24 protein-coding genes and 1 pseudogene are annotated in these 26433 nt (G+C 40.7%); 7 read left to right on the top strand and 18 right to left on the bottom strand.

What is annotated here, in order from left to right; genetic code table 11:
• Positions 1 to 28: 28 nt before the first annotated feature.
• From rfbB to rfbA, 3 genes and pseudogenes are all read right to left on the bottom strand, one after another.
• On the bottom strand, positions 29 to 1057 hold the full coding sequence (gene rfbB / locus OXT66_RS01565) for a dTDP-glucose 4,6-dehydratase (protein WP_268595315.1): 1029 nt from the start codon (positions 1055 to 1057) through the stop codon (positions 29 to 31).
• Between the two features lie 9 nt (positions 1058 to 1066).
• Positions 1067 to 1648: pseudogene (gene rfbC / locus OXT66_RS01560) on the bottom strand (dTDP-4-dehydrorhamnose 3,5-epimerase).
• 3 nt (positions 1649 to 1651) lie between these two features.
• On the bottom strand, positions 1652 to 2521 hold the full coding sequence (gene rfbA, locus OXT66_RS01555) for a glucose-1-phosphate thymidylyltransferase RfbA (RefSeq protein ID WP_268595314.1): 870 nt from the start codon (positions 2519 to 2521) through the stop codon (positions 1652 to 1654).
• 221 nt (positions 2522 to 2742) lie between these two features.
• Here rfbA and OXT66_RS01550 point away from each other — a divergent pair, with 221 nt between their 5' ends.
• Complete coding sequence (locus OXT66_RS01550) at positions 2743 to 3672, top strand: IS30-like element ISLpl1 family transposase (RefSeq protein ID WP_003561810.1); 930 nt, start codon at positions 2743 to 2745, stop codon at positions 3670 to 3672.
• Between the two features lie 121 nt (positions 3673 to 3793).
• Positions 3794 to 4147, top strand: coding sequence for a hypothetical protein (locus OXT66_RS01545; protein ID WP_268595313.1), 354 nt, complete (start codon positions 3794 to 3796; stop codon positions 4145 to 4147).
• A 1767-nt stretch (positions 4148 to 5914) separates the two neighbouring features.
• Here the strand turns inward: OXT66_RS01545 and OXT66_RS01540 are convergent.
• The 10 genes from OXT66_RS01540 to OXT66_RS01495 form a co-directional block, all read right to left on the bottom strand.
• A complete protein-coding gene (locus OXT66_RS01540; RefSeq protein WP_268595312.1) occupies positions 5915 to 6463 on the bottom strand; it encodes a ferritin-like domain-containing protein in 549 nt (182 codons plus the stop codon).
• Between the two features lie 11 nt (positions 6464 to 6474).
• A complete protein-coding gene (locus OXT66_RS01535; protein ID WP_054672032.1) occupies positions 6475 to 6702 on the bottom strand; it encodes a heavy-metal-associated domain-containing protein in 228 nt (75 codons plus the stop codon).
• A 23-nt stretch (positions 6703 to 6725) separates the two neighbouring features.
• Entirely contained in the window at positions 6726 to 8645 is a 1920-nt protein-coding gene (locus OXT66_RS01530) for a heavy metal translocating P-type ATPase (protein ID WP_268595311.1), read from the bottom strand.
• Positions 8646 to 8832: 187 nt separating this feature from the next.
• Complete coding sequence (locus OXT66_RS01525; RefSeq protein ID WP_268595310.1) at positions 8833 to 9468, bottom strand: pentapeptide repeat-containing protein; 636 nt, start codon at positions 9466 to 9468, stop codon at positions 8833 to 8835.
• Positions 9469 to 9524: 56 nt separating this feature from the next.
• The gene (locus OXT66_RS01520; RefSeq protein ID WP_268595309.1) at positions 9525 to 11084 is read right to left on the bottom strand and encodes a metallophosphoesterase family protein; all 1560 of its coding nucleotides are present in this window, start codon (positions 11082 to 11084) and stop codon (positions 9525 to 9527) included.
• A gap of 114 nt (positions 11085 to 11198) precedes the next feature.
• Complete coding sequence (gene msrA / locus OXT66_RS01515) at positions 11199 to 11720, bottom strand: peptide-methionine (S)-S-oxide reductase MsrA (protein ID WP_268595308.1); 522 nt, start codon at positions 11718 to 11720, stop codon at positions 11199 to 11201.
• On the bottom strand, positions 11721 to 12167 hold the full coding sequence (msrB, locus tag OXT66_RS01510) for a peptide-methionine (R)-S-oxide reductase MsrB (RefSeq protein ID WP_268595307.1): 447 nt from the start codon (positions 12165 to 12167) through the stop codon (positions 11721 to 11723).
• A gap of 342 nt (positions 12168 to 12509) precedes the next feature.
• Positions 12510 to 13217: a TIGR00266 family protein gene (locus OXT66_RS01505; protein WP_268595306.1), complete on the bottom strand. Its 708-nt coding sequence runs from the start codon at positions 13215 to 13217 to the stop codon at positions 12510 to 12512.
• 78 nt (positions 13218 to 13295) lie between these two features.
• Positions 13296 to 14714 (bottom strand): NAD-dependent succinate-semialdehyde dehydrogenase, encoded by a 1419-nt coding sequence (locus tag OXT66_RS01500; protein WP_268595305.1) that lies wholly within the window; start codon positions 14712 to 14714, stop codon positions 13296 to 13298.
• A gap of 157 nt (positions 14715 to 14871) precedes the next feature.
• The gene (locus OXT66_RS01495; RefSeq protein WP_268595304.1) at positions 14872 to 15786 is read right to left on the bottom strand and encodes a DMT family transporter; all 915 of its coding nucleotides are present in this window, start codon (positions 15784 to 15786) and stop codon (positions 14872 to 14874) included.
• A gap of 222 nt (positions 15787 to 16008) precedes the next feature.
• On the opposite strand from OXT66_RS01495, the gene arsC reads away from it, so the two are divergent.
• A complete protein-coding gene (gene arsC, locus OXT66_RS01490) occupies positions 16009 to 16410 on the top strand; it encodes an arsenate reductase (thioredoxin) (RefSeq protein WP_268595303.1) in 402 nt (133 codons plus the stop codon).
• A gap of 61 nt (positions 16411 to 16471) precedes the next feature.
• On the opposite strand, the gene OXT66_RS01485 is transcribed toward arsC, so the two are convergent.
• From OXT66_RS01485 to OXT66_RS01475, 3 genes are all read right to left on the bottom strand, one after another.
• On the bottom strand, positions 16472 to 16921 hold the full coding sequence (locus OXT66_RS01485; RefSeq protein WP_268595302.1) for a universal stress protein: 450 nt from the start codon (positions 16919 to 16921) through the stop codon (positions 16472 to 16474).
• 27 nt (positions 16922 to 16948) lie between these two features.
• Positions 16949 to 18532, bottom strand: coding sequence for an Nramp family divalent metal transporter (locus OXT66_RS01480; protein ID WP_268595301.1), 1584 nt, complete (start codon positions 18530 to 18532; stop codon positions 16949 to 16951).
• 117 nt (positions 18533 to 18649) lie between these two features.
• A complete protein-coding gene (locus OXT66_RS01475) occupies positions 18650 to 19111 on the bottom strand; it encodes a MerR family transcriptional regulator (RefSeq protein ID WP_268595300.1) in 462 nt (153 codons plus the stop codon).
• A gap of 88 nt (positions 19112 to 19199) precedes the next feature.
• Between OXT66_RS01475 and OXT66_RS01470 the strand changes: the two genes are divergently transcribed.
• Entirely contained in the window at positions 19200 to 19937 is a 738-nt protein-coding gene (locus OXT66_RS01470) for an SDR family oxidoreductase (RefSeq protein WP_268595299.1), read from the top strand.
• Between the two features lie 50 nt (positions 19938 to 19987).
• On the opposite strand, the gene OXT66_RS01465 is transcribed toward OXT66_RS01470, so the two are convergent.
• Positions 19988 to 20476, bottom strand: coding sequence for a MarR family winged helix-turn-helix transcriptional regulator (locus tag OXT66_RS01465; RefSeq protein ID WP_268595298.1), 489 nt, complete (start codon positions 20474 to 20476; stop codon positions 19988 to 19990).
• A 12-nt stretch (positions 20477 to 20488) separates the two neighbouring features.
• Positions 20489 to 22246, bottom strand: a complete 1758-nt coding sequence (locus OXT66_RS01460) for an ABC transporter ATP-binding protein (protein ID WP_268595297.1) — start codon at positions 22244 to 22246, stop codon at positions 20489 to 20491.
• Between the two features lie 213 nt (positions 22247 to 22459).
• On the opposite strand from OXT66_RS01460, the gene OXT66_RS01455 reads away from it, so the two are divergent.
• From OXT66_RS01455 to OXT66_RS01445, 3 genes are read left to right on the top strand one after another with little or no spacing between them, the layout of a single operon-like run.
• Positions 22460 to 24400 carry an OPT/YSL family transporter gene (locus OXT66_RS01455; RefSeq protein ID WP_268595296.1) on the top strand — a complete coding sequence of 647 codons (1941 nt, stop codon included), beginning with the start codon at positions 22460 to 22462 and terminating at the stop codon, positions 24398 to 24400.
• The gene (locus tag OXT66_RS01450; protein ID WP_268595295.1) at positions 24378 to 24752 is read left to right on the top strand and encodes a PqqD family protein; all 375 of its coding nucleotides are present in this window, start codon (positions 24378 to 24380) and stop codon (positions 24750 to 24752) included. The genes OXT66_RS01455 and OXT66_RS01450 overlap by 23 nt, the downstream gene beginning before the upstream one ends.
• A gap of 12 nt (positions 24753 to 24764) precedes the next feature.
• Positions 24765 to 26204 (top strand): C69 family dipeptidase, encoded by a 1440-nt coding sequence (locus OXT66_RS01445; RefSeq protein WP_268595294.1) that lies wholly within the window; start codon positions 24765 to 24767, stop codon positions 26202 to 26204.
• The last annotated feature ends 229 nt before the right edge of the window (positions 26205 to 26433 follow it).

Genomic DNA, 26433 nt, shown 5'->3' with positions numbered 1-26433 from the left:
AAACCTCCTCCTCTAGCATTTCACACTATTATTGCCCGTTCTTGGCGTAGTTTGATTCAACCTTGTTCTTATCTGCTTGCCACCAGTCTTGATGGTCAGTATACCAATCAATTGTGTGTTGTAATCCAGTACTGAAATCAGTAAATTCTGGTTGCCATCCTAATTCTTCACGTAATTTGGTTGAATCAATAGCATAACGTAAATCATGGCCGGGACGATCCTTAACAACATCATAAGCATCTTTAGGCTGACCCATTAATTCAAGAATCATTTCCAAGACGTCCTTATTGTTCATTTCACCATCGGCGTCAATCAGGTAGGTCTCACCAATCTTACCCTTGGTTAAAATATCCCAAACGGCCGCAGAATGGTCGTTCGTGTGAATCCAGTCACGAACATTTTTACCACTACCATATAATTTTGGCCGAATACCACTTAATATATTAGTAATTTGGCGTGGAATAAATTTCTCAATATATTGATAAGGGCCATAGTTATTTGAGCAGTTTGAAATGGTGGCTTGTAAACCAAACGAACGCACCCAAGCCCGAACTAAGAGATCACTGCTGGCCTTAGATGAAGAGTATGGGCTGGAAGGCTTATACCGACTAGTTGGTGTAAACTTCTCGCCAACACCCTCACCATGGCCCGGTAAATTTTCCCGTAATGGTAAATCACCGTATACTTCATCAGTGGAAACATGGTGGAAGCGTTTGTTGAACTTATGTGCGGATTGAATCAGCGTATAAGTCCCAATAATATTCGTTTCGATGAATGGCCATGGATCCTTCAATGAATTATCATTATGGCTTTCAGCGGCGTAATGGACAACCGCGTCAGTTTGTTGCATTAATTCATCAACTAAGGGCGCATCACAAATGTCACCCACAACTAATTTAACCCGGTCGCCTAGAATTTCTTCCAAGTTGGCCCGATTACCAGCGTAAGTTAACTTATCTAATACTGTAATCTTGACTTCGGGATGATGATTATAAACATAGTGAACAAAGTTAGAACCAATAAAGCCGGCACCACCGGTAACTAATAAGTTTTCCATGACGTCTCCTTAAATTTCGCCGTAAACAAACAGATTATTCTGTTCAAATTCTTTGAAGGTCTGTTGTTTAGCATCCTTTTCAGAAGTAATAGCTTGATCGTAATCAATAGGCCAGTTAATATTTAAATCTTTATCCATAAAGGTGATTCCACCATCAACTTCAGCGTTGTAGTAGTTATCACACTTGTATAAGAAATTAACATTATCAGTCAATGTCACAAAGCCATGGGCAAAACCACGGGGGACTAACAATTGACGGTGGTTACTTTCAGAGATAATGTAGCCTTCCCATTCACCGTACGTAGGTGAGCCAGCACGAACGTCCACAATAACATCAAGTACGGCACCAGTCACCACGCGAATTAATTTAGTTTGCGCTGCCTTGCCACGTTGAAAATGCAGTCCCCGCAAAACACCCGCTTCAGCTGACAATGATTAATTATCCTGAATGAAATCAAAATCAATTCCAGCTTCTTTGAAATCACGGTCAGAGTAAGTTTCCGTAAAGAACCCGCGCTTGTCACCAAAAACTGCTGGTTCAATAATCTTAACATCTTGTAACTTAGTCGTTGTTACCTTTAATTTGCCCAAAATTTAAGCCCTCCCAATTAATCTTAATAAGTATTGACCGTAATCATTCTTCTTCAATGGTTGCGCCAATTCATACACTTTATCAGCATCGATATAGCCCATCCGATAGGCCACTTCTTCGAGACAAGCCACTTTTAGGTTCTCACGTCTTTCAACAGTTGCAATAAAACTGCTTGCTTCTTGTAATGAATCATGGGTCCCAGTATCAAGCCAGGCAAACCCTCGTCCCATGAGTTCAACATCTAACTCATTATGTTCTAAGTAAACTTTGTTGATATCCGTAATCTCCAATTCACCACGTGGTGATGGTTGAATATTCTTCGCAATATCAACGACTTGATTATCATAAAAATACATTCCCGTGACAGCATAATTACTAGCTGGGTGTACAGGCTTTTCAACAATGGACTTTGCATGCATATTTTCATCAAAGTCAACGACACCAAACCGTTCCGGATCATTGACATGGTAACCAAAGACCGTGGCCCCCTTCGGCTTAGCGCTAGCATGTTGAAGCATCTTGGATAAGCCGCTACCATAATAAATATTATCACCTAAAATCAGGCAAACTGAGTCGTCACCAATAAAATCAGCACCCAAAATAAAAGCTTCAGCTAAACCGTTCGGCTTTTCTTGGACAGCATAGGATAGATTCAAGCCCAAATCATGACCATCACCTAACAGTTCTTTGAACCGTGGCGTATCAACAAGCGTTGAAATAACCAAAATATCTTGGATTCCTGCCAACATTAATGTCGATAGCGGATAATAAATCATTGGCTTATCATAAATCGGGATCAATTGTTTTGAAATCGCTCGCGTAATTGGATACAGTCGCGTACCGGATCCCCCTGCAAGAATAATTCCTTTCATTTAGAGCCCCCCTGAATAGTTGCTTATTTTAATTATATTTTTATTTTCAAAATATTACTACCTATTTTAATTATATTTCTATTTTCAAAATATTACTACCTAATAATAGAAGAAACTAACAAGGTAGATTGTAAAATTAATCCGAACGCTGTTCGGACAAAAAAGATCAGCTTCCTTTAAAATGGTGTTTACCACAAACCCATCTTTTAGGAGCTGATCTTTTGTCTAGTATAACCTATTCCGAACGAATTAAAATCGAAACCTTTTGTGAACTAGGACTGTCCAATATCCAAATGGGCGTTCGGCTGAACCGATCACCGTCAACAATTTCTTATGAATTATCTCGATGTCAACCTTATCAGGCTGAATTAGCACAAACAGATGCCGAATACAAGCGATCACGATGTGGTCGGAAAACTAAGCTGAGCGATGAGTTAAAGCAAAAAATTCTCAACCATTTACGGCTAAGCTGGTCACCAGGAATGATTGCTCACGAATTTAAACTAGCTACTAAATCTATTTATAATTGGCTAAATCAGGGGAGAATTGGTTTCTCTTTGAATGATCTACCTGAACATGGCGTACGCCAACGGCGTAACGTTGACCAACGATCCAAATATAATCAATCTTTGGGGCGATCAATTGAACAGCGTCCCATGATGATTAATCAACGTAATCGCATCGGCGATTTTGAACTAGATACAGTCGTTGGTCCTCGTGGGCATAGTAAGGCAGTTTTATTAACTTTAATCGATCGCAAATCACGATTCCTTTGGGCATACCGGTTAAAAGACCGGACGACAGCGACTGTTAATGAAGCACTAACTAAGTTCCTAACCACTTTTAATGGTCCGGTGCACAGCTTTACTGTGGACCGTGGCACTGAGTTTAGTGGGCTAGTATCACTTGAATCACAATATGGTATTAAGACCTATTACTGCCATGCTTATACGCCAGCTGAACGTGGTAGTAATGAACGCTTTAATCGGAATTTACGTTATTTTTATCCTAAAGGGACTCGTTTTGAGCACATTAGTGCTCAAGATTTAACGACGACGTTACTCCAAATTAACCAGCGACCGCTTAAAATACTCGACTGGCAAACACCGTATCAGGTTATGCTGACAAATTTGTCCAAAAATTCGGACTAAATTTGTAATCTACCGAAAGTTGAATTAACTAGTAAAAAATCATCAGCTTTATTCATAAGATGTAATATGTGTTAAAATAATAGCGATATAATTATTAATACATAGAGACGGAGATTGATTAATGAAAAAATTAGGTATCATTATTACCACAGCCACATTAGGATTAAGCTTATCAGCTATTTCCATTCAGCCATCAGCAAGTGCAAGTGCTTGGACTAAAAAGGCACTTACCCACAGATTACGTCACACTTGGTATTCAAAATATGGATATCGAAACACCATACACTTTTACGCTCATTCAGTTAAGTTCAAAGGAAATGGTGCCGGTATAGCAAGAGTAAAAAAATGGCGTTATATAGGTAACGGTAAATATCAAATGAAACTTAGTGATAGAAGTGGCTATCCATTCGGAGTTCATTATTTAGGTCGTAATCATATAACCGCATACACTATGGATCATTCTTACTTTAGATAATTTATTAAATATTCTGGTTATCTTAGCAGTTGTCATTAAAATCTAATTGTAATTTCATAGTAGTCATTGAAGTTATCTTAAACAAAAAGGTAGAGAAATCAATTTGGGTTTCCATACCTTTTTATTTATTTCACTTCTTTCAGACCAGCCAAGTTAAAACGACCGAGCATTGCTTGTAATTCTGCGATGTTATGATTGATGCAATTGGTTTGCAACTAGTTCTGACTTTAACAGTAACGGGGGGAACGTAGCAGTTTACATCACTTGATGTAAACTACGGCGTTCTAGCGTATTAATAATATCTAAGATAATCTAGTCATGTTGGCGTCAATATTAATTTGTTAAATGGTAAGGCAATGATAAAAATGAAGACTAGAACAAATAGAGCACTATTTTCAACCTTAATTTGGTTAGTTATTTCAGTCGTATTCTTAACATTAAATTCTAATGTGCTCTTCACGAGTGTGTCTGTTGGGTGGGCTGTTTATCTGATCAAAATATTTAAAAGCTGAATCCTCGTCCAATGCTTCCATTTGGGATTTATTTGAACAAGTAACGAACTAATTCGCGAACTTTTGACTTTAACAGTAAAAGGGAACTTTATGTCTACCAAACAAAAAATAATTGAATCTAATTAATGTTATATAACGCACCAGATTCTTGATCGGGAATTAGGGAATTAAATAATTAATATTGAAGAAAATTATGACTATAAATAAAAAAATTATAAAGGATGGTCTAGACAATCAAAAATTATAAATATCTATTAGCTATTAATTTTTTTGTAATAATTGCAGGATTGTATTTTACGGTATATCTTAATAAATCGATTGAATATAGATTACTATTAGGAATTTTAACTATATTTACTAGTACAAATTCAGTTTATTTTATAAATTACTTAGTAAAACAAAAAGAAAAAAAATCGAAAGATAAAGTTGATTCACAGGTTGTTGCATTAATTGCGGATATTATTTGTTTACCTTTGCTATTCATTTACTATCCAGTAAAATTAAGTCAAATAGGTATAATTGTTTGGTATATAAGCTTTGGAATTACATTTATTGGAATAATGATATCTATCTACGCTATTGCTTACTGGACAATTAAAATGATTAATAGAATAAGAAAATAATATATAAAAAAGAAGATAACATTTTAGACACTAAAACTCCCAACTATCGCAATGGGGCATACCCCTAAAGTTAAAGTAAATATTTAGTTGTCTCTCTAGGCGGCTTATGATTTACTATCAAATCAAAATGAAAAATATTTGCTGGATTAAGTAGTCTTTCACTAGTAATAATTAACCATTCTAATTAAGAGGTATTTTATGTCTACTAAACAAAAAATGATTAAAAGCATTACCGTATCTTTTAGTTTTATTATCCTCTATTTAATAATGCTTACCTTTTTCCCAAGTAACACCGTTGAATGGCCTTACATGGCTGTTTTCATCATTGTTTATAATTTGAGTCTATGGCTATTCAATTAAATCGCGAACAATCAAAATGAAACTACGGCTTAAAATGGGAAGGAGATATAAAGTGAAACAAATACTATCAACTGCCACATTTGTGATTGGTCTGATTTTATTTCTAACACAAACCACAATGACAACCAAAATAATTGGCATTATCCTAATTATCATTGGTATTCTTACCGATCCGTGGGTAATCAAACATTGAAATTCATTTCGGGATAAACAGCAATAATTTGGCCATAAGCAACAAAAAAGCATTTCAGTCCAACTGAAATGCTTTTTATTTAATCTTCGTCATCCTCTTCTTCCAAGCCAGCCAAGCCGAAACGGCCAAGCATTGCTTGTAATTCTGCGATGTTGTGGTTGTTGCTACCTAGCAAGGTGGTTAGGTAACCAGCCAAAACTGGTCGATCTTCTTTTTCAGCCAACTTGATAGCCCGGGTAACGAAAAGGTTTTCGGTGTAGTAATCGTGAGCTAATTGATCAACGATTCGTTCAGCCGTTTCGTATTTTAACTCACCAGCCTCTTCTAACATGCTGTAATCTGCAAACTCTTGAGCGGTACTAGGTGCCATTTCACCTTCATCAATCAAGACTTGGCCCAATTCAAATAGTTGGGTTTGCGCTTGCTGCAATTGGTTTGCGAACAGTTCGCGAAGGGCTGAGCGATTTAAACCAGTAACGTACCAGCTAGCCTGCATCAATTTGTGGCTTAGAACTTCTAAGTTAGCGACAATGTGTCCCGTCATGGCTCCCGCGGTGGGAGTATGGTGATCCTGATCTGCTTGTGTTTGTTCATTGGCCCACATTTGGGCTGGGGTTAATTCTGACATTTTTATTCCTCCTAGGCTTCTTTAACTTTCACGTTTTTAACTTCGTAACCGAGATTGGTAACCACTGCCGCCAATTGGTCAGCGTTCACTTGGTCAGCATCAAAATCGGCTTTAACTTTAGCAGCGTTAAACAGCACTTTAACCGTTTCCACTCCTGCTTGTTGCCCTAATGCGTTTTGAATCTTAGTCATACATGATGGGCATGACAACCCATCTAGTTGTAAAATCGCACGACTCATAATCATGACCTCCTCTGGATTATTTACTTAGATTGTAAGACGTTGTTAGTTGAATTAACTTGATCTGCGTCAAGTTTTGTTTTTTTTACTTGGTATTTTAATAAGCGCATAGCATTAAAAATTACGACGAGAATACTGCCTTCATGAACCAACATCCCGCTAGCCATGTAGATGTAACCCAACATTAACCCAACTAATAAGAAGCCCACGGTCAAGATCGCAATCGTAATGTTTTCTCTTAGGTTGGCCATGGTTTTCTGCGCTAGGCCGTAACCATGCACTAGTTCCGCAAAATCTGAACGCATTAGCACCACATCGGAAGTTTCTACCGCTACGTCAGTTCCACCGCCCATAGCGATCCCAATATCAGCAGTTGCAATCGACGGACTATCATTGATACCGTCTCCGACAAAGGCCACTTTATGGCCGGCAGCTTGTAACTCTTTGACGATCGTTAATTTGTCCTCAGGCAATAATTCTGCTTCTACCCGGTCCAATCCTAGCTGGTCCCCTACTGCCTGGGCAGTGGCTTGGTTATCCCCAGTCAGCATGATTAATTGTTGGGCCCCTAAATTACGTAGCACTCCTAATTGGGTAGCTACTTCCGGTCTGATTTGGTCAGCTACTCCAATCAACGCAACTAATTTGGCGTTCAAGGCGACTAATACCGTAGAACTACCGGTTTGTTGCAGTTCGCGCATGGCGGCTTCTTGTTCTGTAGTTACTAATACCTGATTGGCGGTTAATAACCGTAAATTCCCCACCAATAACTGTTCGCCGTTTTCTAAGGTGGCGACTAAGCCTTGCCCCTTGATAGTGGCGACTTGTTCAATCTGTGGTACTGCCACCTGTTCGGCGTGGTCAGCAGCGTAATCTATGATAGCTTTACCCAGTGGATGGTCAGATTGCTGTTCTACCTTAGCCACCAACGGCAACACCGCTGGCGCATTCCCATATTGTCGGTAAGCCGAGACGGTAGTTTCCCCGCGGGTCAACGTTCCGGTTTTATCAAAAACAAACGTGTCGACTTTCGCCAAAGTAGCCATGACGTCGCCGCCCTTAATCAAGACCCCGTGGTTGGCCCCGTTGCCGATACCGGCCACGTTAGACACTGGGGCGCCAATGACTAATGCGCCTGGGCAACCTAGCACCAGCACGGTGATGGCCAACTTGAAATCTTGACTGAACAGCCACACCAGTAGCGCTAGTACTAGCACCGCTGGCGTATAGTACGTTGCAAACCGATCAATGAATTTCTCAGCTGGTGACTTGGCGTCTTGCGCTTCTTCCACCAGTTCAATGATTTTAGCAAAGGTGGTTTCATCTCCGACCTTCGTCGCCTCGATTTGAACGGTTCCGTTAGTTAGTAGGGAACCAGAAAATACCGCTTCGCCTACCTGTTTCTTCACTGGCTTAGCTTCTCCAGTGATCGAAGCTTCATTTACGTAGCCAGCACCAGAAATGATCGTTCCGTCAACCGGTACTTGCCCACCAGTTTTGACTAACACAACGTCACCTTCATCTAAGAAATCAACGTCTTCTTCGCTGATCGAGCCGTCCGGTTGTACTACGTTAGCCGTGGTCGGTGCCATTTCGGTTAATTTCTTAATTGATTGGCGGGTTTTAGCCAGGGTTTTGTTTTCCAAATAACTCCCAAAGAGAAATAGGAAAGTGACTACCGCTGATTCGGCGTATTCTTGAATGATAAACGCCCCAATTACGGCAATGCTGACCAACAATTCAATGCTGATGGTTTTATAGCGCAGAGCTTCAATCGCGTTAATCACTACCGGTACAGCGGCAATCACCGACGCAATCGCTAGTAGCCATTGACTGAGGGTTGCTGCCCCCAACCATTGGGCTCCCAAGCCCGCAACGATTAAGATTCCCGTTATTACCGTCAAATGATTCGTATGGTTTCTAATCCAACGTTCAAATTTCATGTTGACGTCCTCCCTTGTGTTGATGAGTTCAGTATAGGGGGCCTCGCCCGGAAAAAAATTGATGTGGATCAAGTTATAAAAAAGAAGTGTGATTAGTTCGGGAAATTTCGAGTACTAATCCTAAATGGAGTATTCGAGGTGATTTTCATTCCACAAAAAAACGCCACTCAAATGGGTAGCGCCATATTTAATATTTAATTCGAACCCCTAAATAGCTGTTGGCCAGCATAGCGGCTTGCTCTTCGGTCACCGTCAACCCCCGTAAAGTTTTCGATTCTAGTTCCAAAGTCGCAAACCGACAGGAGCTAAGGTCGAGGTTTTTCAGGCTAGTATCATACAACATCAAATTATTAATGTCGCAGTCCACCAACTCTGTTTCCCGCAAATTATTATCACTGAAGTTAGCGTCTTTTAAGTTACAACTAACGAATTGGGTCTTGCGCACGTCTAATTTGTTCAAACCAGCTAGATCTAATAGGCAGTGGTCAAATAAAACCTGACTAAGGTACGCCCCCTCTAGGTTAGCCCCCACTAATTTACAATCGTAGAATTCCACGCGGTACAGGGTAGCGTTGGTTAAATCGCAATTAGAAAAATCGCAGTTTTTAAAAACAACATCGGTTAATTCTAACTTAGTTAACTGACTTTTGGTAAATTTAACCCGCTCAAACACCGCCGTTTCGATGATGGCATGGGTAATTCGTTGCTTTTCTGCATTTTCATTTTGCACTAATTTACCGCGCAACATGGAATCTACATCGTCGTAAACTTCGGCGAACGTGCCGGTCGTTAAACTTTCTGGTACTACTTTTGCAAACTTCATCTAGTAAGCCTCCTAAATTAGAATCGGAGTTCTAGCATACCAGATTATTCGCCAAATTAAAATTGCCACTGCTTTTTAAAATTAGGACCTTGAAAGCCTAACCGGTGCTGGGTAACGGAACGGGTCACTGGATTGATTTGGATAATCTCAAAGGCACTTTCGTTTAATTTACCGATTTGGCGTTGCGTTTTGCCATCCCCCCGATCACTAAGGCCGCACGTTACGGTTGCAAACTGCACATCGCCGCTGAAGGCTGCATCGTCCATATGAGTATGACCAGCTAAAAATCCCGCTACGTTGTGGTGTTGAGCTTGGTGGTCCACAATGGCTTGGTAAATGGCGTGACTTTCCCGAGTAGAAGTGCCGGCTGCTTTACCGGTGTTATTTTCAAACCGGCCACCGGCTTGCCAAAGAGTGGGATCAATACCGTTGACGGTGATGTGGTCAAAAATAACGATCGTTTTATCATCATCAATCTCTGCTAACGTTTGCTGTAACCAGTTAATTTGGGATTCACTGTAGTGCGTGTAACCATGCCGGAAAGTATTATAGTGTTCAGCTTCTCGCGGCAAATCAGGCATATCAAATCCATCTAAGACTAAAACCACTACCGAACTATTAGGAACATCGTAACGACCAAAAACCGCCTGATTAGGGTTTTGGTCGCCAGTGGGAATATCTAACCACTTGTCAAACGCCGCCACTCTTAAATTCTGTGAGTCAGCATTAGTAATCACCTGATCAGGATCGTAACCCGCAACGTCACGGGAATAGCCCGAATTATCATCATGGTTGCCTTGCAACACGATGAACGGCCGTTGCCCCATCTTCATGGCGTCCATTGCCCGAGTAACATCTGATTCAGAATACTCTTTAGGCTGAATGCCGTCGTTAACATCGCCACCGTGAATCATTAGATCCACCCCGAAGTTTTTAGCATAATAACTCATTAATTGAATTTCACGAAGTGCTCTCATCGTACCTGGGGTTTTCCAACTATCGATGTGGGTATCCGCGATAAACGCAATCGTCACGGTCCCGGCATCCGCTGTTTGACTGATTTCATTGTCAATCGCCTGCATGCGAGCTAATTCCGCAGCCGTCGGAGTTACTAACGTTTGGGATGGCACCGCCTCAACTGGAGCACTACTATCGTCACCGTTAACATCATTTTTGCCAGAATGAGAAGTAGCCGTATACGGCCAAATTGCCTCTACGGGTTGGGCCTTATTTTGATCTTGAACGTACGAAAAACTTTCGAAGTAGTCATATTTGGGACTGACCGTCACTTGATTTCGAAAAACGTTCAGGGAGCTTAACGGACCCAGTGGTAAATACGAGCCGTCCCTTAAGACTGCCCAAATTCGATTATTAGCCACCACTTTGCCTTGGTACCAGATTTTATTCGTGGTACTTTCAGGATAGTGGTGTTGAATATTTAATAAGGACAATTCCGGCGTTTTATGACTATCGACTCCTTTGTCAACTAACTTAATCCACCCTTGCGTTTCAAATTGGTGTCCCTTCAAATCTGCTCGAGTGTTGTCACTAGTCAAGTTGGGCTTGCCAGTATCTTGGCCGTGAAAGTCACGAATTGCATTCTTCTTAGTATCCATAAAGCTTCCCCCTTTAGAATTTAAGATCTGCCTTCATTATATGGGGTTTTTCCTTCAAAACCTAGGTTTTAGTTTGGCAATCAAAAAGAGGCAGATAGTCTGCCCCTTTAATTGTTAATTATTCCAATTTTGTTTAATGAATTGTTCACGTCCACCCATTTCTTCAATTTTATATCTTAACGGGTTTTTACGATAAAAATCTTGGTGTTCCTCTTCCGCCACGTAAAATGGTTTTTCGGGTTCGATTTGGGTGACAATTGGTTTATCAAATTTTTCACTAGCCGCCAATGCCACCTTGGATTCTTCTGCTACTTGTTTTTGTTCCTCCGAATGGTAAAAAATCACAGGTCGGTAACTATCTCCGCGATCTTGAAACTGACCAGAAGCATCGGTCGGATCGGTTTGACGCCAATAAATGTCTACTAACTGCCGGTATGAAATCACAGCTGGATCGTAGGTAATTTTAACTGCTTCGGTATGACCAGTAGTATGGGACGCTACTTGCTCGTAAGTTGGATTAGCAACGTGACCGCCAGTGTAACCAGCTACTACCGATTTAATTCCTGGTTGTTGATCGAACGGTTGCACCATACACCAAAAACAACCACCAGCAAAAATTGCATAATCTTCTGTCATCTATGCTTCCTCCTTATTAAACAACGATAAATACTGACCGTAGCCTTGTTCTTTTAATTCTGAGGCTGGAATAAAGCGTAAAGCCGCCGAGTTAATGCAGTAACGCAAGCCGCCCTTGTCTTGAGGACCGTCTGGAAAAACATGGCCTAAATGAGAATCAGATTGCTGGCTTTTAACTTCCGTACGAATCATTCCGTAACTGGTATCCGTATTTTCAGTCAGAGGAGTAATTGGCTTAGTAAATGATGGCCACCCACATCCCGCATCGTACTTATCTAGCGAAGAAAATAACGGTTCACCACTTACTACATCAACATAAATTCCGTCTTGATAGAAATTATCATATTCACCGGTAAACGGGGCTTCAGTAGCTGCATTTTGAGTAACTTCACGTTGTAACTTAGTTAATTGCGCCTTTTGTGCTGCAAAATCTGGTTTAGTTGTCATTTTTTACCTCCAGTTTGCTGTTTATCTACGTAGTTAATTCATTATCTTAACAGCTTACTTTTAGAATGCAATTTTTTTGCTTATCCGCCTGCTCACCGTAACTTTAAAATTTAAATGGAATTTTAAGTTCCATTTAAGTTGCTACTTCTATACTTACAGCATAGTCAATTAGAAGTTGGCTATACCCCCTAACTAAGCTGAAAATATGATCGCGAGTTTATCCCCTTAAAAACATCCCCCTTGAATAAGAGATAGATAGAAAACTTCATGGTAAACTCCAATAATGTAAACTCGTAGATCACAAAAAAACACGCCTGTTCCCGCAGGTGTGTTTTTGTTTGTTTAATCGGAAGTATTAGTAGGAAGGTAGGGTTTTAAAAGGTCAGCTAATGATTTCAAGTTTCTAGTTTGAACGTAAACTCGACCACTACCAGTAAAGCGGGTAACTAACCCTTCACCGGTCTTAAACCCGATGACTCCACTGGCCGGTTCAATATTATAATCTAAGTTCTGAGACCAGGCAACTACGTGATCATTATCGATAGCATAATCCTTGACATCGTTTAGATCTAAGGGCATCAAATCGCCATAAGCACTCACTAACATAGTCCCAGTACCTTGGGTTTCCATAATGAAAAATCCACCAGTACCACCGAACAAAGCACCACTAGCTTTTTGACGGACCATATTATAGCTAACACTTTCATCTGAAGCCAAGAAAGCACCAGTGTTTAACCGCCATTGTTGATCAGCATTAACTTCTAATTCTTGAATAACGCCGGGATTTCCAGGAGCAATCGCAATTTCGCCGCCATCAGCTGATGAAGTGGCAGTAGTAATGAACATAGATTCACCGGAAGTTACTCCCCGACCAATCGCACTCATTAACCCACCTAGGCCCTTTTTGCCGTTGCTATTCAAATGCCCATCCAGGCTAATTGAGTTATTAAAATAAATCATGGAGCCGTTTTCGATTTGTACTTTATCATTAGCGTTCAAGTGAACTAATGCCATCGGAAATGGCACGTCCCCCTTTAATTCATAATCCATAGTATCCCCTCCTACTTAATTTAGTATCTAGGGAAAATATAGCACAGCCTACCTAATTCTAAAAGCATTTAACCTTACTTAGTCAGTAGCAACTAAGCCACCAGCAACGTTGCTTAAGTCAGGATGGTCAGCTTTCACAATCAACTGTTCGTTAACGAACGCCATCATTCCTAATTCGCTCATTTCTCGACCGTAGCCGGACTTCTTAACGCCCCCAAATGGTAATTCGGGTAAGGAAGCCATGAAGTTATTTACAAACACCATTCCAGTTTCGATTTGACTAGCCACTTCGGCACCATGATCAGCATCACCAGCAAAAACAATGCCCCCCAAACCAAATTCAGAATCATTAGCCAAATCAATTGCTTCAGCTTCGGAATTAACCTTATAGACTTGGGCAACCGGGCCAAACATTTCAGTTCGAAAAGCCGGGTTATTCTTGTCAATATCGGTCAAAATAGTTGGCATAAAGAATTGACCTGGTAGATCAATTGGTTCGTTACCGTAATAAACGTTAGCACCATTAGCAATTGCTTCATCCACTTGGGCTTGCAACTTTTCTTTGGCTTTTTTGGAATTCATTGGTGCTAGCGTAGTGCTAGCCTTCATTGGATCACCAGGAACCACTGCTGCAAATTTAGCTTTCAAGCGGTTTAAGAATTCATCGTACAAGTTAGCTGCTACAATAAACCGTTTAGATGACGTGCAGACTTGACCAGCGTTGTACAAACGAGTCCGCCAAGCAATTTCAGCAACTTCATCAATGTCAGCATCTTTTAATACGATAAAGGCATCCATACCGCCTAATTCCATCGTGTTCTTCTTCAAGTGTTCAGCTGCTGCGACTGCGACCGAACGCCCGCCTCGTTCTGAACCAGTCAACGCTACTCCTTGAACCCGGGGATCAGCGATAATTTCAGAAACTTGGTCGTAACCTAGAAATAAGTTGGTTAAGCTACCAATTGGTGCTCCAGCCTCTTGGACTGCATCAGCAAAGGCTTCCGCAGAACCAGGGGTGTTAGAGGCATCTTTTAAGATCATGGGGTTGCCCACCATAAAGTTAGGAGCAAAGACCCGCATAATTTGGTAGTAAGGGAAGTTCCAAGGTTCTACAGCCATAATGATCCCCGTAGCGTGCTTTTGGACTTCTGCTGCACCATTAGCGATGGTTTTAATCGGAGTGGGTTTAAGCATTTCCGCCCCGTGCTTAGCAAAGTATTCCGCAATCATTGCGCATAATTCCACTTCACCTTGAGCTTCTTTATAAAGCTTGCCCATGTCGGTAACCGCAATCCGTGCTAATTGGTTTTTGCGTTGCCGAAATTCGGCCGCTACGTTTAGCAAAATCTCTGCCCGTTTTTCCATTTGATCGTTTTGCCGCCATTCATGATACAAGTTATCGCTCACTGCTAAAGTAGCGTTAATTTGATCAGTAGTGGCATTGGGATAGGTCTTAACCACTTCATTGGTATATGGATTAACTGTTTGATAAGCCATAATTTTGCCTCCTAAATTTGTGATAAAAACAACAATCTAAACTAAAAGCCGGCGGAAATCCTCCGCCGGCCACGAACTGGTCTACTCCATGAAAAATGAAATAAACCGCTTTCATAACTGCTATAATATCACAAATATTTAAGAGTAACAAGGGCTGCTATTCGCTAAACCGTTGCAAAATGTAAATCGCGATAATAACTAAAATTACCCCACCAAATTCAACCCAGTTAAACTTCATTCCTAAGAATAATAAGCTCAATACAAAAGTTACTACTGGTTGTGCAGCATCCACGATACTAACGGAAGCTGATGGCGCGAATTTTAATGAATGCAAGATGCATAAGAAAGGTAGAATGGTTCCGACCACGATTACCGTACTCATTGACCAAACTAACCGGGTGCTAACTTCTGGAACGTTAACCCAAAATGGGTTAAAAATGTTAAGAACCAAGCTAGCAATCAAAAAGGCCCAGCCCAAGACGATCATTGGGGAATAGTATTTAGTAATTGGTTTAGGTAATACAATATAAAAAGCAGCGGTCACCCCTGAAAGCACACCCCAGATAACTGAAACCATTGGGATTGCCAACTGATGAATATCACCATGAGTAATGGCCAAGAAAACACCGACTAACGCTACAACAAAGGAAACCAATTCAGCCATGTTAGGTTTTTCATGCTTAATCACAATCGCGCCCAACACAATGAATAGCGGACTTAGGTATTGCAAAATCGTTGAAGATGATGCGTTACCAGTTTGGATACTCATGTAAAAAGTTAACAAGTTGGCCAATAATCCCAGTAAAGCATAAGCGACTAACCAACCCACCATGCGCCAAGATTCAAACACGGCAAAAATTTTCTTACCATACATAAAGGCACTGATGATAATTAAAATCACCCCGGCTCCCAAAGTCCGAACTGATAAATACCAACCAGCTGGAATATTTTCACCTTGAGAAATCACTTGTAAGACCGTTCCAGAAACGCCCCACATGATAGAAGCTAACAGCGCCCACCAAATCCCACGAGTAACTTGGGAGGAAGTGCTTAAATTATTATTTTTTTGCATTTCAAATCTCCATTCTCCATTCGTTTTTTCCAATATGATCTAGTATAGCATAGAGTTAAGTATCTCGAAAACTGGTTTAGGTAAATATCAATTAACATAACTACAATTAACTATATTTTCACAAAATTGGTATATCCATTTATCCGAATTTTAAATTCAAATAAATCACCTTTTTAACTTTTAATCTGCTACACTATAGCCAAACTACCAAGGAGAACGCTAATGAAACAAGTCTATTTTTTGTGTACCGGCAATTCTTGTCGCAGTCAAATGGCAGAAGGCTATGCCCGCCAATTCTTAGGAGCTGATTGGCAAGTCCAAAGTGCCGGAGTGGAAACTCACGGATTAAATCCCTTAGCCGTTCAAGTAATGCAAGAAGACGGCGTTGATATTTCGAACCACACTTCCAAGTTAATCGACAACGACTACTTACAGTCATCAGACTTAGTGGTTACCCTTTGCGGTGATGCTCGTGACAAATGCCCCATGACTCCTCCTAGCGTGCAAAAACAACACTGGCCTTTAATTGATCCAGCTCAAGCTCAAGGAACTCCAGAAGAGAAGTTAGCCGTCTTTCGTCAAGTGCGTGATGAAATAAAACGGAGAGTGCAATCTCTTGCATAATAAAAAACACTGAAAACTTAAGTTTTCAGTGTTTTTTATTAAATCATATTTAAGTACATTGTTATCTAACTACCATCACTGAAATCGGTGCGTACTTAGCCATGTAAGATGCTTGGGAACCAAAGTACTTCCGAATGCCCGTCTTGGAAAGTGAGCCAATTACTAGTAAGTCCGCTTCAGCTGCGGGAATTACCTTTTTGACAATTGTTTCGCCGGCTTGCCCTTCAGAAATAATAATATCCACGTTTTTCACACCAGCTCGCAAAGCAAGTTTCCGATATTCGTTAACGTGATCGTATAATTTTTGGCGTTGATCTTTTACAAAGTTCTTATCTAAAGCCTGGTAAACACTCATGTCATCGTCTTCAAGAATTGAAGTAATGATTAGTGTAGCATCATTTTGACGAGCTTCCCTAATTGCGTAGCGAAATGCCAATTGTGCATCTTCTGAATCATCTACCCCGACTAAAATTCGTTTAAAATTTTTGTTTGGTTCTTGTTTTTGTGCCATTAACTACCAGTCCCCTCCAACTTTGATTTATTGTTTTGCTTTTTGTTCCGCTTCAGCTTGGACGTAACGTTGATTGCTGCGACGTAAGTCCCAAATTACCCAAGCCAATAAAGCTAGCACTAATGCAATCGCGATGTAAGCCAATGTATCAGCTAATGCCAATTCAGATTGACTAGCACCGTCACCCATGAAGCCTTCAAATTGGCCGGGTAAGCCAATCATGTTCAAGTAGGTCAATCCAATTACCGAAATCCAACCAAGAATTTTGACAATTATTGAGTTTTTGAACCGATCGTGCATTTCGTACTTACTATCTGTGAACATTAATAATGGTAACATTGAAAACGGTAATGCGAAAGCCAGAAAGACTTGCGAGTTATTCATCAAAGTATTCAGAGCTTCGTGTTGTTGAATTTCGCTTTGGTGACTAGTCATCATAACAGCGATGATAACCGGAACCACTGATAGCAAACGAGTTACTAATCTTCGAAGCCAAATTGGCATCTTCAAATGGATGAAGCCTTCCATGATAACTTGTCCAGTTAAGGTACCGGTAATCGTGGAATTTTGACCGGAAGCTAACAAAGCTACCGCAAATAAAGTTGATAAGATTCCAGAACGAGCCACGGTTTTTAAAATTTCATTGCTCAAGATATCTGGATTAGAAAGGGCATCGTACAAACCGAAGAAGGATGGATCTTTAACCCCACCGTTCTTAAATACGGCTACCCCAACGATTAATAGTAAAGCATTAACTAAGAATGCCATGGTTAATTGAATGTTTGAATCCCACATAGTGAAGCGCACAGTCCGTGCCACATCTTCTTCATCGTTGTGATCCACAATTCTGGTTTGAGAAATTGCAGAATGTAGATACAAGTTATGAGGCATAACAGTCGCCCCAATGATTCCCAAGGCCCCAGTTAATGGAGTTTGGCCCCCAATATGAGGAGTGTCAGCAAAGGTTTGGGCAGTTGGCACCAATCCTTTAACTACACCACCCCAGTTAGGATCTGACAAGGCTACTTGGTAAGCAAAAACCACGAAGATTACCAGGATTAAAGCAACCACCAAAGCTTCGATTTTCCGAAAACCAATTTTAGTCAATAAGAGCAATAACATAACATCTAAAACGGTAATGAAAACAGCAATGATTAACGGAATATCAAACAGCAAGTACAGCGCAATCGCCGCACCGATAACTTCAGCAATATCAGTTGCCATGATTGCTAATTCTGTCATAATCCATAAAATAATCCCTAACGCCTTGCTGGTACGGGTACGGATCATCTGGGCCAAATCCATTTGCGTCACAATGCCCAGTTTAGCCGCCATGTATTGTAATAGCATCGCAATTAAACTCGACATTAAGATAACAGACATCAAGAGGTATTGGAAATTTTGCCCCCCGGTGATTGAAGTTGACCAGTTACCAGGATCCATATAACCTACCGCTACCAATGCTCCAGGACCAGAGTATGCTAACAGGGTTTTCCAGAATCCTTTTCCCTTAGGAACTTCCACCGTACCATTGATTTCTTCTAACGAAGGACCATTGGCGTAGTGGATCAGCTTTTCTTTCTTTTCTTTTTCAGGCTTGTTTTTTGCCATAGCTGCCGCCTCCTTTTTATTTCCAAAGACAATATTAACATATTTTAACTTAAAGTAAATGTTTTTCTTAGGAGCACCTAACTTTTATAATTGCCTTTAGACGGGCATTTCATCCCCTCATTTAGACTCTAACTGACCATCAGCTAGTAGTTGCTCGTATCGTTTACGTTCGTTAGGATCCACTACATTGGTCCCTTCTAAGAAATGAATCTCTTCAGTTCCCGCTTCCATTGCAGTTTGATAGTACCACTTTTTCCAACGCAAAAAGGCAAGGTTATCCTCTAACTGTTGAATTTTGGTTTCTAATTGTTGTTCGTGATCAGCTAAGAAATCGTACCGTTGTTCTAACGTCTCGTCACCGGTCATGCACCAATCAATAAAAGTCGCAATTTCTTTAACCGGAATCCCAGCTTGTTTCATACACTGGATGACTTCAATGAAGTTTAAATCATGATCGGTAAACACCCGCCGACCGGATTTATCCCGTTCTACAAAAGGCATCAACCCTTCTCGATCATAGTAACGAACCGTATCTACGGACACATCCATTTTGTCAGCAATATCACTAATTTTATACATCTAAAAAAATTTCTCCCTTTTCCTTGACCTGAAGTTAACTTCAGGTTGTATATTACCACTATCAACTAGAAAGAGGGAAAAAATAACTATGAATAATCAAAAACCATTAGTCGTAATCACCGGTGCCAGCTCTGGATTTGGCGTCCAAATGGCTAAGCTATTTAACCAAGACGGTTACCCAATGTTACTACTAGGTCGCCGCACTGAAAAAATCACAGCTTTACCATTAAACTTTGACCAAGTTATGGTAGAAGCCGTAGATGTTACCGACAAAACTGCTTTTGAAGCCGCAATTCGTAAAGCCGAAGCCGTTTACGGCAAAACTGATTTGTTAGTCAACAATGCCGGAGTAATGTTATTAGGTAACGTTTGGCGCCAAGATCCTAAGGAATGGCAAACAATGCTGGATACCAACGTTATGGGAGTTTTAAACGGAACTCAAATCGTATTAGACGATATGATGGAACGTGAACACGGTACTATCATCAACATGTCTTCTTTGGCCGGCAAAAAAACCTTCGTAAACCATGCAGCTTATGTTGCATCTAAGTTTGGTGTGCACGGGTTAAGTGAAACCATTCGCGAAGAGGTTTCCGCTAAGAACGTTCGGGTTGCCATGGTGGCTCCCGGCGCAGCCGAAACCGAATTATTAACTCACGTAACCGATGACGAAGCTCTTTCAGATTACGAAAGTTGGAAGAAGACGATGGGCGGTATTACCTTGGACCCAGTCCACGTAGCCGAAGCCGTTAAGTTCATTTATGATATGCCTCAAGAAGTTAATATTCGTGAAATCGATATTGCTGCAACCAGACAAGATTCATAATTCTATTTATAAAAAAGCTGATGCCTAAAATAGGCATCAGCTTTTTTATGTTACCGATGGAACTGTTCTTTAATCATCCGGGCCTGGCGAGTTAAGTCCGTCATTTCCGAATCCAAATTGGTGCTTAACGTCTGGGCTTCTTGGTTTACCTTAGTCAATAACTCGACCAGTTGGCACCGTTCTTCCTTGTTTAGGTTAGCAAAAAGCCGTTCGCTCATTTGGTCGTTAACCTGGTTTAACCTATCCGTAATTTGCCGACCCTTATTAGTTAAGTGCACCGTCAACATCCGTTTATCACTTAAACTAGGTTGGCGCTCAATCAATTCTTGAGCTTCCAATTGCTTAATACTAGCACTCACTGAGCTGGGACGAATATCTAACATTTCTGCAATTTCCGCGTTACTCAGGCCGTCATGGCGACTCAATAATTGTAGTAACCGTTGAGCTCCGCGACCATGATGATGGGTTCTAGCAGCCATTACTGGTTGATGATTAATTTCTCTAAATAATCGAATTAGTTGGGTAGTTTCTTTTGACATAGTTTCTCCACCTTAATTAAATTGAGCTTGATATAACTTGGCATAAGCACCATTTTGATCTAACAAGCTTTGGTGCGTGCCTTTTTCAACCACCTTGCCGTCATCGATAACAACAATTTGGTCAGCACCGTACACCGTAGATAATCGATGGGCAATCACAATTGTGGTTCGCGTTTCGGTCAAATTATCCAATGCGTGTTGAATTTGTTTTTCGGCTTCGTTATCCAAGCTAGCCGTTGCTTCATCCAAAATTACGATCGGTGCATTTTTCAGTAAAGCCCGAGCAATCGATAATCGTTGCTTTTGACCGCCGGAGAGTTTTACTCCCCGTTCCCCCACTTGGGTAGCTAAGCCGTCAGGTAATCCCGTTACAAAATTAGTCAGATCAGCCATTTCGATAACGCGGTTAACTTCTTCATCCGTAGCATCTTGCTTAGCATAGACCACGTTATCACGCAGCGTCCCATCTAAAATAAAGAGATCCTGGGAAACAATCGCGATGTGCCGGCGTAAATCCTCTAATCGAAAATCAGCAATGTTATCGCCATTGATGGTGATTTTGCCACCATTTATATCGTACATTCGATCAATTAATTTAGTAATTGTGGATTTACCAGAACCAGAGTGCCCAACTAACGCCGTAGTTTTACCAGCTGGAACGTCAAATGAAACGTCTTCGATCGTTGGCATATCAGAGTTACCTAAATAACTAAAGTTGACATGATCCAATTCCACCGCTAACGGCGCTTTAGGAAAAGCTACCGGATGAGCAGGTTCTAAAATCGTTGGTTTAACTTGGGTAATTTCGTTGATGCGACCGTAAGAAACCAATGATTGTTGAATTTGGTTTAGTAATCTCGTAAATGCCATGATTGGACTCTGGAGCATTGCCACGTAAGTTAAATAAGCCACTAACGCCCCCACCGTCAATTGTCCTTGCATGACGAAGTAAGCTCCTAATGACAAAATAATTGCCACTTGTAGGTAATTCACACCATCAATTAATGGTGAAAAAATCGCCCCATTTTGAGTAGCTTTAATCATGTCCCGCCGGTTTTGATCTGAGGCTTCGTTAAAACTTTCTTGCGCTAAATCTTCATTAGTATAGCTCTTAATTAAATCAATTTGGGTCAAGGTATTTTGCATTTGATTGGACATCTTCGACTGTGATAATCGTGCAGCTCGGTAAGCTTTATGAATTCGATCCCTAAAAACGCGATAAATTACAAACATTAATGGGAAAGTAACCGTTACTGCCAGCGCCATTTGCCAGTTCACAATATAAATAAAAATCAAAACACCAACAAAGGTGAATAAGTTGCCAATCATTGACAACATGTTAGAAGAAATCATACTTTGTAGGTTGTTAATATCACTAGTCAACCGCACCATCAAATCTCCAGTTTTGCTAGATTCAAAGAAAGTCGTATCCTGACGTAATAAATCATGATACAGATCGTTTCGTAACTCGGTAATCGCCGATTGACTCATCACCCCCATATAATATGAGGAAAAATAATTAAGCAACCCTAAAACCACTGCCGTTAGCAATAAACCACCGATTACTAATGCCAACCAATGCAGGTCTTTCATTGGAATGATTTTATCAATAATGATTTTTTCAAATTGAGGCATTACAAATTGTAATGCGGTAATTAAGGTCAATGCTAAAACGTTAACCACTAAAATCCACTTTTGTTTCAAGACCTTGTTAAACACAAACTGCAACATGTCTTTAGTGGTTACTTGTACTTCTTTTTGGTCATCCATTTAAGCCACTTCCTTTTTAATTTATTTCAAATTTAGTTAGTTTATTAATTAAAAACTAACGATAAACTATCATATTCTATTTATTTTTTAATGTCAAATAAAAGCATTGTTAATTTTATTCAAGTAAATCGCTAAAAAATCGTATAAAAATTATCCATTTTGCGTTATTCTTAACAAGAAGTATATTCACTACTTTGTAAGGAGGAAGGCCATATGGCTAAGAAGCAATTATCAAAATCCGCTTACGGCGGCGTGCCTGGTGACAAGTACGTTCCGTTCGTAAGTGAAAAGGACAACAAGGGTGGCAGTCCCGTTATCATGATCATGGGTGCTATCCTTGCTATTATTTTCGCTGCATCAACTGCTTATTCTGGAATGAAAGCCGGACTAACAGTTTCTGCTGGGATTCCAGGGGCTATTTTAGGTTCTGGAATGGTCGGCTTGTTCGCTCGTAAAAAAGGTATTTTAGGGGTTAACTTACTCCAAGGTATGTCCAGTGGTGGTGAAGCCATCGCCAGTGGGATGATCTATGTGTTACCAGCTATTGTTTTAATTGGTAGTAAAGTTAACTTAATTACTGGATTTTTTGTAGGGGTAACCGCCGTTCTCTTTGCCCTTGGGGTATCATCATTAGTTTATAACTACCTCATTGTGCAAGAACACGGTAAACTCCTTTACCCAGAATCCATGGCCATCTCAGAAGCAATGGTTGCTTCTGAAACTGGTGGTGAATCCCTTAAAATGATGGGAATTGGTTTTGGAATTGGTGGGATCATCACTTTCATGACTACCCAATTTATGGGCTGGGTCAACTCTATGATTTCTTTCAAAGGAAGCAAGTCATATCGTTGGCAAATGTCTACGGAAGTTAACCCAATGTTGCTTGGGATCGGTTTTGTTATCGGGCTCGATGTTTCGATGACTATTATGGCTGGTTCTATATTGGCTAACTTTGCGGTTACTCCATTAATCGGTTACTTCACCAGTATGGCTGGTAGCAGCGCTCACGTTTGGAACGATTCAGCCTTGCTAGTTAACCAAATGGACGTTTCCGGCGTTTCTGGTAACTACGTTAAGTATATTGGTGCCGGAATGATGCTTGGTGGTGGGATTATTGGTGCTATCAAATTAATTCCTGCTATCACTGCTTCTATCAAGAGTACTTTAGATGCAAGAAAGAACGCTAACGGCGATTCTAACGCTAATGGCATGATTGCCTTATTAGTTGGGATTATTGGAATTTTCGTAGTAAGTATTTTCTTTGCTAAAAACATTATGATTATGATTGTCGGTGGTATCTTAGCCGTAATCCTTTCATTCCTATTCGTTATTGTTTCTGCTCGGATGGCCGGAACGATTGGAGCTTCTAACAACCCCGTTTCTGGGATGACCATTGCTTCATTAGTTATCATGACTTTGATCTTCGCAGTTGCTGGTTGGACTAGCACTAGTCACATTTCTATTCTATTAACATTTGGGGTCTTCATCGTTACCGCCATTTCTGTTGGTTCTGGTTACATGCAAACTCAAAAAGCTAGCTTTATTATCGGTGGTAACAAAGGTGAAATGGCTAAATACTACGCCGTTGCCGGTACTATCGGTACTATCGTGGTTGTTGGGATGACAGTTGTTTTGACTCCTCAACTTCGCATTACTGGTGCTAACCCACCATTTGCTTTACCACAAGCTAACTTGATTGCTGCCTTAACTCAAGGAATTATGTCCAACAAACTTCCTTGGGTCATGGTAATCGCAGGTTTGGTTATTTCCGTGGTTCTTCTTATGTGGGGCCTTCCAGTTATGACCATTGCCCTTGGTTTTTACCTACCAATCTCAACCACTTCCATCATCTTCATCGGGGCTCTTGTTCGTTTAATTGTGGAACAAGTTTCTAAGCACAACAAGGCTCTTTCTGACAAACGTGTTCAGGGTGGGGTTAGTCTTTCATCCGGGTTGATCGCTGGTAGTTCTATCATTGGTTTGATCGGGATCTTCTTGCATATCTTCAACGTTATCAAGACTAGAACCCTTACCGGATTTGCCGCAAGTAACGAAATGGCTTGGATTGTCATGGCAATTATGATCATTGCCGTTATTATTCCAATCCTTAGAGTTAAGGAAGATCCTAAAGATGAAACGTCGGAAGAAAAATAAGCAGGCTGATTTAATCACTGACGCTGAATTAAAAACAATGGTATATAAGAAAAACCCTGAAGCCCATTACACGGTTAAGGAAGGCATCGTCACCATCGAAAAAGACGAAGACCACCCTATTCAAAATTTCTTTCGCAAATTGCACTTTAAAATCCCTGCTAAAAGTTATTTGGAATTAGACCAGTACGGCAGTTTCGTTTTTCTAGCCATCGACGGTCACACCAGCGTTTACCAAATTGGTCAACGCTTGGCCAAGAAGTTCAGCGAAGCCGATGAATATCGCTACAGTCGCTTAATCATGTATTTAAATCAAATTGCCAATGTAAATCATTTAGTTGAAAGAGTTAGATAGGAGATTATAAATATGACAGATTTAGATCGTTTAGAAAACTCAGCATGTACTTCCATCATGGTTGGTAAAAAAGCTTCCATGGATGGCTCAACTTACATTTCTCGTAACGAAGACCGGGTAGTAGCCATTCACCCTAAGCGCTTCTTCGTCCAACCTGCTGTTACTGGTAGAAAAGAAACCTATGTTTCTCCATACAACCAATTAACCGTTCCAATGCCTGCCGATGGCATGCGTTACACTTCTACTCCTAACGCAGACCAAAGCGAAGGACCTAACGAAGAAGACGGCTTCAACGAAGCTAACGTTGGCGAAAGTGCTACCGAAAGTGTTTACGCTAACGAAAAAGTTCTTGCCTACGACCCATTCGTTAAAAACGGCTTTGCCGAAGATTCTTTGACTACTTTAGTATTGCCTTTCATTCACTCAGCTCGTGAAGGGGTTGAATACCTAGGCAACTTAATCAAAGAATACGGTTCTGCTGAAGGTAACGGAATTCAATTTAACGATGAAAATGACGTTTGGTACATGGAAATTGTTACCGGCCACATGTGGGTTGCCGTTCGCATCCCTGATGACTGCTACGCCGTAGCTGCCAACCAAATTGCGATCCAAGACATCGATTTCGATGATCCTGACAACTACATGTGGGCAGACGGAATTCAAGAATTCGTCGCTGATAACCACTTGAACCCAGACGAAAATGCCTGGAACTTCCGCCACATTTTCGGAACTGATACTCAAAAAGATCACCATTACAACACTCCTCGAGTTTGGTTTGCACAACGTTACTTCAGTCCTTCACAGACTAAAGACCAAACTCCAGAAGATCCAGAAATGCCATTCATTCGCAAACCAGATCGCAAACTTTCTGTAGAAGATATTCAATACGTTTTGAAATCTCACTACAATGAAACTAAGTACGATCCATTGGGAAATGGTAGTGATTTTGATCGTCACGTTTACCGGGCAATTTCTCTTTCTCGGACTGCTCAATCACACATTTTGCAAATGCGGGATAACAAGAAATTCGGTAACGCCGGTGTGCAATGGGTTGAAATGGGTGTTCCTAGCTTCAGCCCTTACGTACCATTCTTTACTAATGCTACTGACACCGCTGAATCATACCGTGAAGTTCCAGAAAAGATGGATCTCAACAGTTCATTCTGGCTTTACGAAGCTTTGGCTACGGTAGTTGAATCTCACTACAGTGAATTTAGTGAAGAAAACTTAGATTACCAAAAGAACCTATCAGAATGGGCTCGGCGCAAGATTGCTGCAGTCGACAAGGAATCTGCTAACCTTTCAGGTGATGCATTAACCGAATACTTGACTAAGCAAAACAAAGAAATCGCTGACCATTACAACCAAGAAACTAAGGCCCTCCTCTTCAAGCTATTGACGGACGGAGCAGAACTTTCGAAGTTGACGTTCAAGATGGATCCCAATCTGTAAAGTGCTGAGACCTTCGGGAATTAGTGACAATTAACCTAAGAAAACGAGATAGTTCGATACTGAGTTTGTATCGCTATCTCGTTTTCTGTAGTTAAGGGAGCTAATTGAAGGTCGAGGCCGTTTTAGGCTAAAGTGCTGGAGAGAGAAACTAAATTTCTGAAAGAAATTTTTAGTTGAACCTTCGCAAGGTTGGCTAGAGTTTTGTTTTTTGAAACTCAGCCGACTACTG

This window comes from Lentilactobacillus senioris, from assembly GCF_026798195.1.
GTDB classification, from domain to species: Bacteria; Bacillota; Bacilli; order Lactobacillales; family Lactobacillaceae; genus Lentilactobacillus; species Lentilactobacillus senioris_A.
The sequence above is the reverse complement of the archived record's forward strand: the minus strand, read 5'-3'. Positions and strand labels throughout refer to the sequence as shown.